Source organism: Kitasatospora sp. NPDC086009 (assembly GCF_044540385.1).
Lineage (GTDB): Bacteria > Actinomycetota > Actinomycetes > Streptomycetales > Streptomycetaceae > Kitasatospora.
Genome location: NZ_JBITSA010000019.1, coordinates 31,797 through 45,170, shown reverse-complemented (window position 1 = coordinate 45,170; position 13,374 = coordinate 31,797). Strand labels below are relative to the sequence as shown.

The window sequence follows — 13,374 nt, the reverse complement described above, 5'->3', positions numbered from 1 at the left end:
GTGGCCCCGCCTCACACCCGGCGCGCACGGTCGGATGCGGGCCACACGTAGGACAGGTCGTCCGGTTCGTCCGGAAAACGGGCCCGGTAGAAGGCCGGGTCCTTGCGGAGCAGCGCGGACCGGTGGCTGGCGTGGAACTCCGCGGCGCCCAGCCACGGAGGGAGTTCTCCCGCACCCGCCAGCTCCGCCTGGGAGCGCACGGCGGGCGCCCCGGCGTGCTCCGGCAGGCCGTCCCGGAGGCTGTCCGCGCAGGTGTCCCGGCGCCCCTCGGCGGTCCAGGCCCGGCACATCTCCAGCCCGTACCGGACGAGCGCCTCCTCGTAGCCGGCCCACATCCCTACGGCCGGATGGTGGCGCCAGCCGTACCCGGGGACGGTCAGCCCACGAAGCACCTGAAGGGCCTCCACCCGCTGCTTGCCGAGCCGCCTCGGGTCCAGCACTGCGGCGGACTCAGCGAAGTCAGGGTAGGGCAGAAAGGTCTGCACCCCTCCATCGTGCCGGGCCCCTCCGGGGCGCGCGCGGCAGGGCGGCCGGGCCGACCGGCCGGGTCAGTGGCCCGGTTCGGGCTCGCCGAAGCGCCGGGCGGCCCGTCGCCGGAAACAGCCTGAGCACCTCATACAGGTGCAGGTCGGATCCGCACAGTCCGCTGGTGGTGACCCTGACGACAACGTCGATCGGGTCCTTGCTCACGCGATCGGGTACCTCTTCGGTCCTCATGTCCCGCTGGCCGTGCGCCGGCTGACAGCCTTCCCTGTGCCCCTTGCCAGGGGTGCATTCACTCGTCGGGTCGGTCGCTCGTGGGCTGCTCCCGATCGCCGCTCTCCTGCCGATCGGCCTTCCGGTCGGTCCGCTGTTCGGCGACCGGCTGTCCGGCGCGGACGGTCTTCGCCTCCCGGCCGCGGCCGTCCGACGGACCGTCCGGGGTCGCGGGGCTGTCGGGAGTCCCGGGGTGACCGGGGTCGTCGTGGTGGTGACCGGGCACTCCGCCGGAGCCGCCCTGGGGGATGTCGTCCATGGCTCCTCCTCTTCGGGTACCGCGCGCCTGCCCGGGCGGTCCTGCGCCAAACGGGCACCGCGGCAGCCCGCCGGGCCCGGGAGGCACCGAAGCGGTCGGGGCACCTGCGCCGAACGGGCCCCTCTACCCCGGGCTGCCGGAAAGATTCGGGCGAATATGCGTGCGACCCCGGGGCAACCGGTTGCTCGACACCGACTGCGGAGGTTCCGATGGTTCCCCTTCTTCTCGTCCTGCTGCTGGCCCTGCTGCTCTTCGGCGCCGGGTTCGCACTCAAGATTCTCTGGTGGGTGGCGATTGCCGTACTCGTGCTGTGGCTGGTGGGTTTTGTGGCCCGTGGCACGCACTCCTCGGGCCGGCGCCACCGCTGGTACCGCTGGTAGGTCACATCCGCAGATCAGGCTCGGCGGGGCGCACGCGTGAAGCGAGCGCCCCGCCGCCGTGCGTGCGGCCCCGTCAGCCGGCCGTCGTTCCCGCCGGACGGGAGCTGTCGTCCCGGCGGTCCTGAGCGGCCGGCCCGGTGTACTGCCTGGCCGTCCGGCACGTGTAGCAGGTGTTCCAGCGCGCCTGGCGCCAGGGCTGGTCGGGGTCGGTGGGTCGGTGCGGGGCGAGGGTCATCTCGCCGGTGTCCAGGCCGCACAGGGTGAGGGGGCCGCAGACGCCCGAGGCCTCCGCCGGGGCGGCGTGTGCGCGGCGCACCGGGCCCTGCGGATCGGCCGGGGCGAAGTCCGCTTCCAGAAGCCGAACGTTGGTCGGGGTGTCCGGCTCCAGCACGGTGACGATGTCCATCTCCTCAACCTGGCCGCAGGGACGGTCCGTCGCACCCCGACGGTGGCATCCGGACCAGCCCCGTAGCCCGGTGGGGGGAGCGGAGGGCGTGCGCGCCCCCGGCACCCGGGTGCGGACGCCGCCCGGCCCGCGTCCGTCCCATGGACCTGCGCCGGCTCCGGCGCCACCCAGCGCGGCAGACGCGCCGGCCCCACCCACTCCCCCACCACCTCGTACCGGCCGACCGCGGTCACCGTGCCGGGCGCCAACACCGTCGGCCACCCGGCCCGCGCATCCCCCTGCCACGCCAGGCCCACCGGCCCGCCGGCTGAACCCCGATCCCTTCGCGGCCCGGCACCCAGGTCGGCACGTCGGGCGCGGCCGCGTCAGCCCCGGCAGCTCAAAGCAGCCTCGGGGCGGTGCCGGCTCCGAGCCGGCACCGCCCCGTTTCCTGCCCCGACCGGTGGGAAGACGCGCGGCATGGACCAGTCCCAGGCACCGGTACTCGAAGCACTCGCGGCATTCCACGCCAACCCGCTGACCGCCTTCACCCCGCCCGGCCACAAGCAGGGCCGCGGCGCCGACCCCCGCGTACTGGAGACCCTTGGCACGGGCGTCTTCCGCGCGGACGTCCTGGCCACGGGCGGCCTGGACGACCGCCTCGATACGCGAGGCATCCTCCAGCACGCCCAGGAACTGATGGCGGAGGCCGTCGGCGCCGACCACACGTTCTTCTCCACCTGCGGCAGCTCCCTGTCGGTGAAGGCCGCGATGCTCGCCGTCGCCGGTCCCCACGAGACGCTGCTGGTGGGCCGGGACGTGCACAAGTCCGTCGTCGCCGGACTCATCGTCGCCGGGATCCGGCCGCTGTGGGTCGATCCCCAGTGGGACGCGGACCTGCACCTCGCGCACCCCCCGACCGCCGAGTCCTTCAAGGCGGTATTCGACGAACACCCTGACGCCCGCGGCGCCCTGGTGACCTCGCCCACCCCCTACGGGACATGTGCCGACCTGGAGGCGATCGCCAGGGTGTGCCATGACCGCGGCAAACCGCTGATCGTCGACGAGGCATGGGGCGCGCACCTGCCCTTCCACCCCCGGCTGCCGCGCTGGGCGATGGACGCGGGGGCGGACGTGTGCGTCACCTCCGTCCACAAGATGGGATCAGCCCTGGAGCAGAGTTCCGTCTTCCACCTGCAGGGCGACCTGATCGACCCGGCCGTCCTCAAGCAACGCGAGGACCTGCTCGGCACCACCAGTCCCTCCACCCTGATCTACGCCGCTCTCGACGGCTGGCGCCGCCAGATGGTCCAGCACGGCCGCGCCCTCTACGACCGCACCCTCGACCTCGCCGACATGACCCGCGCCCGGATCGAAGCCCTGGAGGGTCTGCACGTCCACGGCCGCGACGACTTCTGCGCACCAGGCCTCGCCGCCGACCTCGACCCGCTCCAGGTCATCGTCGACATCTCCGCACTCGGCACCACCGGCTACCGCGCCGCCGACTGGCTGCGCTCCCACCACCAGATCACCCTGCACGTCTGCGACCACCGCCGCGTCAGCGCCCAACTCACCCACGCCGACGACACCACGACCGCCGACACCCTCATTCGCGCACTGACCGAACTGGCCGAGAGCGCCCCGGATCTGCGGCCCGCACCCCGTATCCACATTCCCGCCCCCGGGGACCTGCGCCTGGAACAGGTGATGCTGCCTCGCGACGCGTTCTTCGGCCCCACCGAACAGGTGCCCGTCGAGAAGGCGTCCGGCCGAATCACCGCCGAGATGCTCACCCCCTACCCGCCGGGCATCCCCGCCGCCCTCCCGGGCGAACGCCTCAACGATGACGTGATCGACTACCTGCGCAGCGGCGTCGACGCGGGGATGCTCGTCCCCGACAGCGCCGACCCCGAACTCGCCTCCCTGCGCGTCGTGGTCGAGACCTGATCCTTGCCTGAGAGATCCCCATGCCCCCCGACACAGGCCGCACTGAACACGCCGGCCAGGACGGCTCCCGCGGGCTCGACCCGGCCGGCGTCCTGGTCCGGCAGATCACCTCCGCGCTGGCCGCCGCCGGCCACAGCGTCGCGGCGGCCGAATCCCTCACCGGCGGCCGCCTCGCGGTGGCGCTGTCGGACGCGCCCGGCTCCGGCGCGACGTTCCTCGGCGGAGTCGTCGCCTACGCCACCGACCTCAAGACCGGGCTGCTGCACGTCGATGCCGCCCTGGTCGGCGAGGTCGGAGCCGTCCACCCCGAGGTGGCCGCCCAGATGGCCCAGGGCGTGCGCGCCCTCACCCAGGCCACCTACGGCCTGGCCACCACCGGCGTCGCCGGCCCCGCCCCGCAGGACGGCCAACCGGTGGGCACGGTCTTCGTGGCCGTCGCCGCCCCGCACGCCACGATCGCCACCCAGCCCGAGCCGCGCTCCGGGCACCGCAACGACATCCAGAACGACGCAGTCCTCGCCGCCCTGCAGCTCCTCCACGACCTGCTGCGACCCGACTGATCAGCACGGACACAGTTCGAGAGCACAGGCCTGGCGCAGTCGGGGAAGAGTCTGGTCTCCTCGTCCTGGACGTGGGCGGCGGCCTCGTCCATGAGCTACTGAAGGAGCGTGCTCATCCGCGGATGGCCGTTGTGCGCCCTCTCCAGCTGCTTGACGAGCTTCTCCTCTGGGGAGCGGTCCTCCATCTCCGCGTCGGCGAGGGCTGTCTTCCCCTTGGCCGGGGGGGACGGACCGGCCGCTCACCCTCGGCCCGTGGAGCGCGTCCCGCCGTGCCCGGACCGTGCTCGGACCGGCGGGCGTGTCTCACCCGAGCGGAGGCGCGTCAGCCAGCGAGAAGCCCGCGGCGGGCGGCCACGCGGGCCGGGAGAGGATCGTCGTCAAGGGAATGCACAGGTACAGGGCCTCCCACAGACGTCGGCAGGCCCGACCGAGCGCCTCGCCCGCCAGCGCTGATTCCACACGCCGCAGATACGCGACCGCATCCTCCACCGTCGCCGCCTCCACGACACACCGCGCCCTGCCGGACCGGTCGCGCAGCGCGTTCTCGACAGCCACGGCCAGGTGCTGGCGGTCCGGCGTCTGCGACGGCCGGCCGACTGCGGACCGCAGACGACGCGCCACCTCCGCGGCCGCATCGCCGGACCGCCGATCGAAGAGCGGCACCCCGTGGTCGAGGACGGCCGCCGCCAGGACCAGGAGGCCTTCGTCGACCCGTAGGGCCGCTCGCCGCCGCCCATTTCCGGGCTCCCCGCCGTCTGGGCGGCCGGGGGAATCGGTTCGCTGTGCCGTTGCGTACTCCATAACCGCAGGCTGCTGCCGAGTCACACGCCGTGGCCAGCCCAGCGCACCCGTCCAGGTGAGCCGCGCCCCGGACGTCGAAGGGGCCGCGGCACCGTCTCGCCCGAGCAGGCCTCCTTGCCCACCCGAGGCGCCGCTCGGCACCCCTACCGCCCGCGAGGTCACGGTGGCCCTGGCGCGTCTCCCGCCGACGCACTCGGCCACGGGACACGCGGCGCCCGCTACGCCCTGTTCGGGACGCTCGGCCTGGATCCCGTGCCCCGATCACCGCCGCCCCCCGTCACCGGCACGGGCTCCTCGTCTGGTCCGCCTGACCATCTCCGGGGCGGGCCGCCCGGCTACCGTCCGGCCGTCCTCGGTGCCTCCAACTCGGTGTGGTGGACGGTGAAGCCACCCCGCAGGACCGGGGCGAACGGCGCCGGCGCCATACAGGTGCCGACCACCGGCTGGTACGGCTTCCCGTCGGCCCCCGTGTCCATGTTCGCCACGCCCCAGGAGAACCCGAGCCGACCGTCGCCGTGCCCGGTGCCCTGGTAGACGCTCAGACCTATCCGCTCGCCGGTGTTGCCCACGTCCGACCTGGTGACGACGGCCGTCAGCGTGGCGACCGGGCCGCCGGTGCTCAGGCAGTCCACCTCCGCCTCGGCGCTGTAGACCTCCCCGGTGGCGGCCTTCCGGTGGGAGTAGCGGATGGTGCCCCGGGCGTCGGTGGGCAGCCCCTCGGACGCCTGGGTACCCGGCAGGGGGCGGGTGTACGGCTCCGCCCAGGCATCGAGGGTGAACCGGATCTCGTCGTCCGGAGTGATCGCGTACCAGATACGGGCCGTACCACTGACGCTCGCAGGACGACCGGGCCGCCCGTCCTGCGGCACGGACGGGCCCGCAGCGGGGCCGGCGGTACCGGTGGCCGACGCCGGAGCGATCCCCGCGAGCCCGGCGAGGGCCAGCCCGGCAGCAGCGGCACCCCGGACGACACGGGCGCTGACGCGGGCACGGCTACGAATACGGAACATGGTGGGCTTCCCTCCTCCAGGCGGCCCCGTCGGCCGCCGTCCTGATGCCCCTAACCCTCGCCTCCCCACCCCCTCCCGCACATGTGCCGATCGGCATGAACGGGGCCGCCCTCCCGGGGTGTTGCACCCTGCCGATCGGCACGGTGCAACGCGCCGGGAGAGGCCCCGGCCACCTCAGCCCCCCCGATGCCCGGTCACGCCCTCGCCCGCTCAACGGCCCCGCAGGGATTCCTCCGTCGGCTCGTCGCAGTCGAAGCCGTGGACGCCGTGCGGCGTCGACCAGCCGCCCCTCCGGTGGCGAGCGCACCGGAGGGGTCCGCGTTCAGCGGTGCGCGCCGGAAAGTGCGGGCACGAGGCTCTTCCGGCGCATTCGATGTCGTGGGACGGAATGCCGTGTACGCCGCCCGGCGCCTTGGATTGCAAGGTGGGCGTGGTACGTCACGTTTACGGCGCTGCCGGAGGAGCCAAGGTGCCCCCGGTGGAGGGACACATTCTCCCGGGGAGACACCGGTGCCGACGGGGGTGCGGATGCTTTGTCAACTGGCCTTCCCTAGAGGGGCGTTGGTGATCCGGTCAGCTCGGGTCCGGCGGGCCCCGAGGAGGGCTGTCGCACAACCGGAGGTGAAGAAATCCACCACGGGAGGCCGTGGCCTGCTAGAGTGGCTCTTAGTTGCAGTAGTGGTTCCCATGAACTTTGTGTGCGCCTGCTGATGTATCGCAGGCGCCTTTTTGTTTCCCGGCTCTTCCCCGGGTGGGTGCTCATCGCGGCGACTCGAAGCACGCACGGTGCGTGCTTCGGACAGCCCCTTGAAGGAGATTTCTTTATGGCTAATGGCACTGTGAAGTGGTTCAACGCGGAAAAGGGCTTCGGCTTCATCGAGCAGGAGGGTGGCGGCCCCGACGTCTTCGCCCACTACTCGAACATCAACGCCAACGGCTTCCGCGAGCTGCTCGAGGGCCAGAAGGTCGAGTTCGACGTCACGCAGGGCCAGAAGGGCCCGCAGGCCGAGAACATTCGTCCGCTGTAGTTTCTGCCACGGCACCCGCCTGGTAGCGAGGGGCCCGCACCGCGTATTTGATGCCCGGTGCGGGCCCCTCGGCATTGCGCCACACGCGCACCCCCGGCCGTTCAGGCCCCTGGCTCCGCCACCGGCGGCCATCCCCACGCGAGACGCCCAGCGCCGCGTCCGGATCGGCGCCCTGCCGTGACAGCTCACGGTTCGAGGTTCTTCGCTCCCGCCCCTTCGCGGTGAGCGCCGACCGTAGGTGACGTGCCGCACGGTTCTACCGTCCACGCTCCGCCCGTCACTCTTTCGGCCCGTTCCCTTGCGGTCTCCGCCGGCGCCTCCGCGCCACGGAGCCTTCCTCGTGACGTGCCGCCCTGAGGAAGGTCTCCCAGATGAACCGCTCCAGTCGCTCGTCGTACCAGAACGCCAACTCCCGCTCCTCCACGGGCTCCCGCTCCGGCGGCAGCTCCTTCTACGGCGACCGGCCCGCCGGCGGCCGGTACTCCTCCGGCGGCCGGGGCTCCCGTCAGGGCTCGTCCCCGCAGGGCGAGTTCGCGATGCCGGTCAGCACCACCCCGGCGCTGCCGGCCGTCGAAGCGTTCGACGAGCTGGACATGCCGAAGGCCCTGCTGTCGGTACTCACCCGCCAGGGCGTCACCGCGCCGTTCCCGATCCAGGCCGCGACGCTCCCGAACTCGCTGGCCGGCCGCGACGTCCTCGGACGAGGCCGCACCGGCTCCGGCAAGACCATCGCCTTCGGCCTCGCCGTCCTGGCCCGCACCGCCGGGCGCAAGGCCGAGCCGCGCCGCCCGCTGGCCCTGGTCCTGGTCCCCACCCGCGAACTCGCCCAGCAGGTCACCGATGCCCTCACCCCCTACGCCCACGCGGTGCGCCTGCGGATGGCGACCGTGGTCGGCGGAATGTCGATCGGCCGCCAGGCCCAGACACTGAACCGCGGCGCCGAGGTCGTGGTAGCCACCCCCGGGCGGCTCAAGGACCTGATCCAGCGCGGTGACTGCCAGCTCGACGGGGTCGGCATCACCGTGCTCGACGAGGCCGACCAGATGGCCGACATGGGCTTCCTGCCGCAGGTCACCGAGCTCCTTGAGCAGGTAGCCGAGGGCTGCCAGACGATGCTCTTCTCCGCCACCCTGGACCGCAACGTCGACCGCCTGGTACGCCGCTTCCTCAAGGACCCGGTCACCCACTCGGTGGACCCCTCTGCCGGAGCGGTCAGCACCATGGAGCACCACGTGCTGCACGTCCAGAGCTTCGACAAGAACGCCACGATCGCCCACATCGCCTCGCGTGACGGCGGGGTGATCATGTTCATCGACACCAAGCACGGCGCCGACCGCCTGGTCGACGAGCTGCTCGCCAACGGCGTGAAGGCCGCCGCCCTGCACGGCGGCAAGTCCCAGCCCCAGCGCACCCGCACCCTGGAGCAGTTCCGCACCGGCCAGGTCACCGCCCTCATCGCGACCAACGTCGCCGCCCGGGGCATCCACGTCGACGGCCTGGACCTGGTCGTCAACCTGGACCCGCCGAACGACCACAAGGACTACCTCCACCGGGGCGGGCGCACCGCCCGGGCCGGCGAGTCCGGCACCGTCGTGACGCTGGTGCTTCCCAACCAGCGCCGCGAGATGGCCCGGATGATGACCACGGCCGCCATCACCCCCGTCACCACCCGGGTCGCCGCCGGCGACGAGGAACTGTCCCGCATCACCGGCGCCCGCGTGCCCACCGGCATCCCCACCGTGATCGCCGACCCCGTCGCCGAACGCCCCCGCCGCAGCGCGTCCACCAGCCGTGGCCGCCGCGGCCGCCCCGCAGGCGGCTCCGGCGACACCCGGTCTGCCGCGGGCCGCGACAACCGGGGCACCTCCGGCCGCCGCCGCGCGCCCGGGCGCGTGGCCCTCGCCGCATAGCACCCGCCGGGCCCGGTGCTCACAGCGCACCGGGCCCCCGCGGTTCGCCGCCTCGGCGACACCGGCTTCCCGCGACGCCCCGCACGCGCGAGCCGCCGGCAGCGCCCCGCCCCGGCGGACCCGCCGGGCGAAAGACGGCGAGGACGGCCGCTGCGCCGGTCAGGACCGGCCTCGGGCGCCGATGTACGGCAGAGGTCGCCTGCTCCCGGCGTCCCAGGCCGCGGCCTGGGACGCCCACGAGTGCGCGACGAAGTCCCACCGGGGCTCCGCGGCCCCGGGCCGCCCGTGGCACCCCGGCCACCGGCGACCTTCTCCCCGCGGGGCGCTGCTCCGCGGCGGTGCGACCTCACGCGAACCCGGGCACGCCCTCCTGGGTGAAGGCCGCCGCAGGGTCCGGGCCCACGAGCAGGACCTGGTCCACGCCGGTACGGCGCAGCAGAGCCGCGACGGGTGCGGTCGGACGCAGCAGGTGAAGCTCCGACCCCGCTTCGCGGGCGCGCAGGTGGGCGCGGATGAGGGCATTGAGGCCGCCGGAGTCGCAGAACGCGACCCGGGACATGTCGACCACCAGCTTCCCGGGAACGGCCGGCGTGTCCAGGACGCTCTCCACGGCGGCGCTCAGCAGTGGACCGGTGGTCTGGTCGAGGTCGCCCGCCGCGTCGAGCACCACGTCGCCCGCGCCCGGCCTCAGGGAGACCTCGAGGGCAGGAGGTCGACTCTCCTCGGAGACGGTCACCGTTCACTCCTTGCGGCCCCGATCTCGGCGGCCCGGGGTGCGCCCGCGGAGCGGGAAACTGACCTGCCGGCCCGCGTGCGGGGGCACACCACACCGTAGCGGCCGGGGGGCCGGCGGACCACCCGCGTGGGCGAACCGCCTACTGGCGGGTCCCGGGCAGAGCCGGCCGGGAGACAGGCGCGGTCCGGTCGGCGGAAGTCGGCCGGCCATCGCCGCCGGGCAGGCGTCCTGACCCTGGCGCGACGGTGGTGGATGAGCGTGTCGGGGCGTGGGCTCGGGAGTGACGACGAGGCCGTCGTACCCGGTGGTCACGGACAGCTCGCGCTGGTGAGCCGGGGTCTGCGGCCGACCCGCGCAGGAGAGGACGCTCCGCGATCCAGGATCGGCGGCCGGCGGCGTTGCCCTCAGACGGGCGGCCGGGCGGCCTGCGGTGAGCGCTTGTCGCCCACCGCGGGCCGGTCTCGTCGGCCGGGCGGGGCACACGGTCAGGTATCGGCGTCGGGGGCCTGGCCCTGCTGGGAGCGGCGGAGCTCGTCGTTGATGCGCAGGGCTTCTTCGAGCTGGTCTTCGAGGATGACGATGCGGCAGGCCGCGTCGATGGCGGTGCCCTGGTCGACGAGGTCACGCGCGCGCATCGCGATGCGCAGCTGGTAGCGGGAGTAGCGTCGGTGGCCGCCTTCGGAGCGCAGGGGGGTGATGAGGCCCTGGTCGCCGAGGGAGCGTAGGAAGCCGGGTGTGGTGCCGGTCATCTCGGCGGCGCGGCCCATGGTGTAGGCGGGGTAGTCGTCGTCGTCGAGACGGTCGGGAGTGTCGGCGGTATGCGGTCGGATGGTTGCCGTGGTCACTGCACCTCATTCTTGTTGTGTCCGGGGACGCGCTGAGGGGCCCCGGGGCCGTTGCGGCTCCCGGGGCCCCGAAGGGTTTTACACCATCTTCCGGCCCTATGGCCGGGTTCCTTGAGTCCGCCTCGCCCCGGGTGAGGGGGCGTGCGAGGATCGCGTATGCGTGACCGGAAACCACCGTCCTTGCCTCGGGGTCCTCGGATTCCGCCCGGTTCATTGCCTCACGGGCCGGGCGATCCTGATGGCGCTACGTCCCTCCGTTCATCCTCTGCACTACCCGGGTTCTGTCCCTGCGAACTGCGGTTACTGCTGTACTGCCGACTACTGCTGCGGCGGTCCTGATGGTCCGCCCGGTCCGGCAGCCAGCCCCGTCGCCCGTCGTGCTCACCTGCTCGGCTTGGAACCCCACTGCCCGGACCTCCCAGCACGCGCGCCCGCAGTCCTGGCGCCTTTACTGGGATACCGCGTCCTGCGACTGCTGGTACTGCCCAACTCAACTTCACCTTCGGGTCATGCACTTACTTGGCCATGCACGTGCTGAACTGCGGTAACGCTGAGTGGCGGCCCCTGATACCTGCGGGCCGCCCGGAGCGGCCACCGGTCCTGTTGCCTTACTGCACATCCCTGGCTTCAGAACCCTGCAACCGCGCCGACCTGCGAACTTGCGTACTGCTGCCCGCCAGTTCGTGTCTGGCGGGTACCGCTTGACCGCGTCTACGAGAGAAACAGTAACCACGGCGCCAGGCAATGTCTACTTCAGCGGGCATAGATTTTCCGGTGCGTACCGAGGAGGCAGTCTTCCTTCTCCCTGCGCGGGGGCCGGGCTCGGCGGCCCGCGCCCGGAGCCCATACCGGCCGGGGCCGGTGGCGGCCCGCACCGGGCGCGGCCGCTCTCTCCAGGCGTCACTCTGTCGGAGACATCAGCCGTTGTCATCGGATGGATGACATGCTACAACGGTGTCAGGTGAAGCGCATTGGCACTTGGTTGCCTGGACCACTGGAGGTGTTTCGCGATGTTGATGCGCACCGACCCCTTCCGCGAGCTGGACCGTCTCACCCAGCAGCTCGTCACCCAGAGCGGAACCTGGAGCAGGCCCGCCCCGATGCCGCTGGACGCCTACCGGGCCGACGACGAGTACGTGATCGCGTTCGACCTTCCCGGGGTGGACCCGGCGGCGATCGACATCGACGTGGAGCGGAACATGCTGACCGTCAAGGCGGAGCGGCGCCCGCGCCCGGAGGTCGAGGGCGCGCGCATGGAGCTCTCGGAGCGGCCGCTGGGCGTGTTCTCCCGCCAGGTGATGCTCTCCGACACCCTCGACCCGGAGGGCATCAGCGCCGACTACGACGCGGGCGTGCTGACCCTGCGCATCCCGGTCGCGGAGAAGGCCAAGCCCCGCAAGATCTCCGTCACCACCCAGGGTCCGGCCCCCAGGCAGATCCGCGCCTGACCTCCTGAGCCTGCCGCCCTGCGCCCTTCACCCCCGGGCCGCGCAGGGCGGCACCCCTCCGGCGCCCGCCCGGGCGTCAGTGGGGAAGGCTCGACCCGTGCCGAGGAAGCAACGCCGCCGCCGGCGCTGCGGGCACCCCTCGTGGTGACGGCCCGCGGTGACGTCGAACCTCGCGAGCGCCGCACCCCTTCGACGCAGGCTCCTCGCCGTCGTGCAGGGCCGGCCCCGGGTCGTCGCCGACGTGTCCCGAGTGACGTTCGGGAACTGCTCGGGGCTCGCCGCCCACATCGCCGCCCGCAACCGTGCCGACACCACCGGCCACTACCCGGCCGCAGTACTCGGTCACCCGGATCCTGCGGCCCACCGGCCTGGGACGGCGCCTGACCGGCGGACCCCGACCTCACCGCCGCCGGGCCCGCGAACGGCAGCAACCCGCGCCCAGGCCCAACCGCCCACCCACCCATCCGGAGAGGCAACCACGATGACTCTTCGACCCGAGGCGTTCCTGGCCCAGGTCCGAGAACGCGGCGAGTACCCCACACCCCGCGAGGCCGATCAGGCCGCCCGCGTGGTCCTGGCCCTGCTCGGTGCCCACGTCGCCGGCCGCGACCGGGCCGAGCTGGCGGCCCGGCTCCCGGAGACCTTCGCCCTGGTCCTCCTCAACCCCCTGCAGGCCGCCCAGCCCCTGGACGCGGAACGGTTCGTACGGGCCACCGCCGCCTGGATCCCCGGCGCGAGCGAGGCGACCGCCGCCTGGGACGTCAGCGCCGTCCTCAGCGTCGTCGCCGACGCCGCGGGCGACGACCTCACCCACCGCCTCCTGCTCCAACTCCCCCCGGGTTACGACCTCCTCTTCGGCCGCCCCGACCCCGCAGCAGGGCCACCCCGGCCACGACCCGGCACACCCGCCCCGACCGCGACCGCATCCTCGGCCGCCACCAGCACAGCCCAAGGGCCGAACGCGCCCTGACCACGGCCAGGGCGTCCTCGGCGCACGACTCGTCGGCGAGGAGCGGTGCGACCTCGCCGACGCCCTCCCCGCCGAGGCCTGCGCCGCGGCGACCGGCGAGCTCCCCCTCCCCCGGCCACCGGTGGCCCTCGTCGTCAGCGCTCCCGTTCGGCAACGCGCCACCGGCCACCGCGGCCTGACACCCCGCACCATCACCGCGCCGCGCTGAAGCCGACCATCCAACACCGGCCATGGCCGTGGCCCGGGGGCGCCGGGCCGGGGGCCGGCCCAGGCCGGCCCCGGGGTGACGGGTGGGGGGAGGGGGGGGGTGCCCCCCGCCCCCTGCGGGTGGAGGCGGTG

Annotated in this window: 13 protein-coding genes and 2 pseudogenes; 7 read left to right on the top strand and 8 right to left on the bottom strand. The window is 73.3% G+C overall.

All coding sequences use genetic code 11. The features are described 5' to 3' along the window. Positions 1–11: 11 nt before the first annotated feature. From ACIF6L_RS32255 to ACIF6L_RS32245, 3 genes and pseudogenes are all read right to left on the bottom strand, one after another. Positions 12–485 carry an MSMEG_6728 family protein gene (locus ACIF6L_RS32255; RefSeq protein WP_396491019.1) on the bottom strand — a complete coding sequence of 158 codons (474 nt, stop codon included), beginning with the start codon at positions 483–485 and terminating at the stop codon, positions 12–14. Positions 486–585: 100 nt separating this feature from the next. Next, positions 586–717 (bottom strand): annotated as a pseudogene (locus tag ACIF6L_RS32250) (glutathione-dependent formaldehyde dehydrogenase); the annotation flags it as partial. A gap of 58 nt (positions 718–775) precedes the next feature. Then, positions 776–1,015: a hypothetical protein gene (locus tag ACIF6L_RS32245; RefSeq protein WP_359838900.1), complete on the bottom strand. Its 240-nt coding sequence runs from the start codon at positions 1,013–1,015 to the stop codon at positions 776–778. Positions 1,016–1,224: 209 nt separating this feature from the next. Between ACIF6L_RS32245 and ACIF6L_RS32240 the strand changes: the two genes are divergently transcribed. Further along, positions 1,225–1,395, top strand: coding sequence for a hydrophobic protein (locus ACIF6L_RS32240; protein ID WP_329485246.1), 171 nt, complete (start codon positions 1,225–1,227; stop codon positions 1,393–1,395). A 73-nt stretch (positions 1,396–1,468) separates the two neighbouring features. Here ACIF6L_RS32240 and ACIF6L_RS32235 read toward each other — a convergent pair whose 3' ends face one another. Next, a complete protein-coding gene (locus ACIF6L_RS32235) occupies positions 1,469–1,801 on the bottom strand; it encodes a hypothetical protein (RefSeq protein WP_396491020.1) in 333 nt (110 codons plus the stop codon). 459 nt (positions 1,802–2,260) lie between these two features. On the opposite strand from ACIF6L_RS32235, the gene ACIF6L_RS32230 reads away from it, so the two are divergent. Together ACIF6L_RS32230 and ACIF6L_RS32225 are read left to right on the top strand one after the other, a co-directional pair. Then, positions 2,261–3,727 (top strand): aminotransferase class I/II-fold pyridoxal phosphate-dependent enzyme, encoded by a 1,467-nt coding sequence (locus ACIF6L_RS32230; protein WP_396491021.1) that lies wholly within the window; start codon positions 2,261–2,263, stop codon positions 3,725–3,727. A gap of 20 nt (positions 3,728–3,747) precedes the next feature. Continuing rightward, entirely contained in the window at positions 3,748–4,287 is a 540-nt protein-coding gene (locus tag ACIF6L_RS32225; protein ID WP_396491022.1) for a CinA family protein, read from the top strand. 303 nt (positions 4,288–4,590) lie between these two features. Here ACIF6L_RS32225 and ACIF6L_RS32220 read toward each other — a convergent pair whose 3' ends face one another. Further along, complete coding sequence (locus ACIF6L_RS32220) at positions 4,591–5,088, bottom strand: hypothetical protein (protein WP_396491023.1); 498 nt, start codon at positions 5,086–5,088, stop codon at positions 4,591–4,593. A 335-nt stretch (positions 5,089–5,423) separates the two neighbouring features. Continuing rightward, a complete protein-coding gene (locus tag ACIF6L_RS32215) occupies positions 5,424–6,098 on the bottom strand; it encodes a hypothetical protein (RefSeq protein WP_396491024.1) in 675 nt (224 codons plus the stop codon). Positions 6,099–6,922: 824 nt separating this feature from the next. Between ACIF6L_RS32215 and ACIF6L_RS32210 the strand changes: the two genes are divergently transcribed. Both ACIF6L_RS32210 and ACIF6L_RS32205 read left to right on the top strand, forming a co-directional pair. Then, positions 6,923–7,126: a cold-shock protein gene (locus tag ACIF6L_RS32210; protein ID WP_030918248.1), complete on the top strand. Its 204-nt coding sequence runs from the start codon at positions 6,923–6,925 to the stop codon at positions 7,124–7,126. Positions 7,127–7,497: 371 nt separating this feature from the next. After that, positions 7,498–9,036 (top strand): DEAD/DEAH box helicase, encoded by a 1,539-nt coding sequence (locus ACIF6L_RS32205; RefSeq protein WP_396491025.1) that lies wholly within the window; start codon positions 7,498–7,500, stop codon positions 9,034–9,036. Positions 9,037–9,382: 346 nt separating this feature from the next. On the opposite strand, the gene ACIF6L_RS32200 is transcribed toward ACIF6L_RS32205, so the two are convergent. Both ACIF6L_RS32200 and ACIF6L_RS32195 read right to left on the bottom strand, forming a co-directional pair. Beyond that, a complete protein-coding gene (locus tag ACIF6L_RS32200) occupies positions 9,383–9,772 on the bottom strand; it encodes an STAS domain-containing protein (protein ID WP_396491026.1) in 390 nt (129 codons plus the stop codon). Between the two features lie 485 nt (positions 9,773–10,257). After that, positions 10,258–10,539, bottom strand: a complete 282-nt coding sequence (locus ACIF6L_RS32195; RefSeq protein WP_329492399.1) for a MerR family transcriptional regulator — start codon at positions 10,537–10,539, stop codon at positions 10,258–10,260. A gap of 1,088 nt (positions 10,540–11,627) precedes the next feature. On the opposite strand from ACIF6L_RS32195, the gene ACIF6L_RS32190 reads away from it, so the two are divergent. Further along, a complete protein-coding gene (locus tag ACIF6L_RS32190; protein WP_396491027.1) occupies positions 11,628–12,065 on the top strand; it encodes an Hsp20/alpha crystallin family protein in 438 nt (145 codons plus the stop codon). Positions 12,066–12,546: 481 nt separating this feature from the next. Then, positions 12,547–12,945, top strand: a pseudogene (locus ACIF6L_RS32185) (DUF2267 domain-containing protein); the annotation flags it as partial. Positions 12,946–13,374 lie beyond the last annotated feature (429 nt).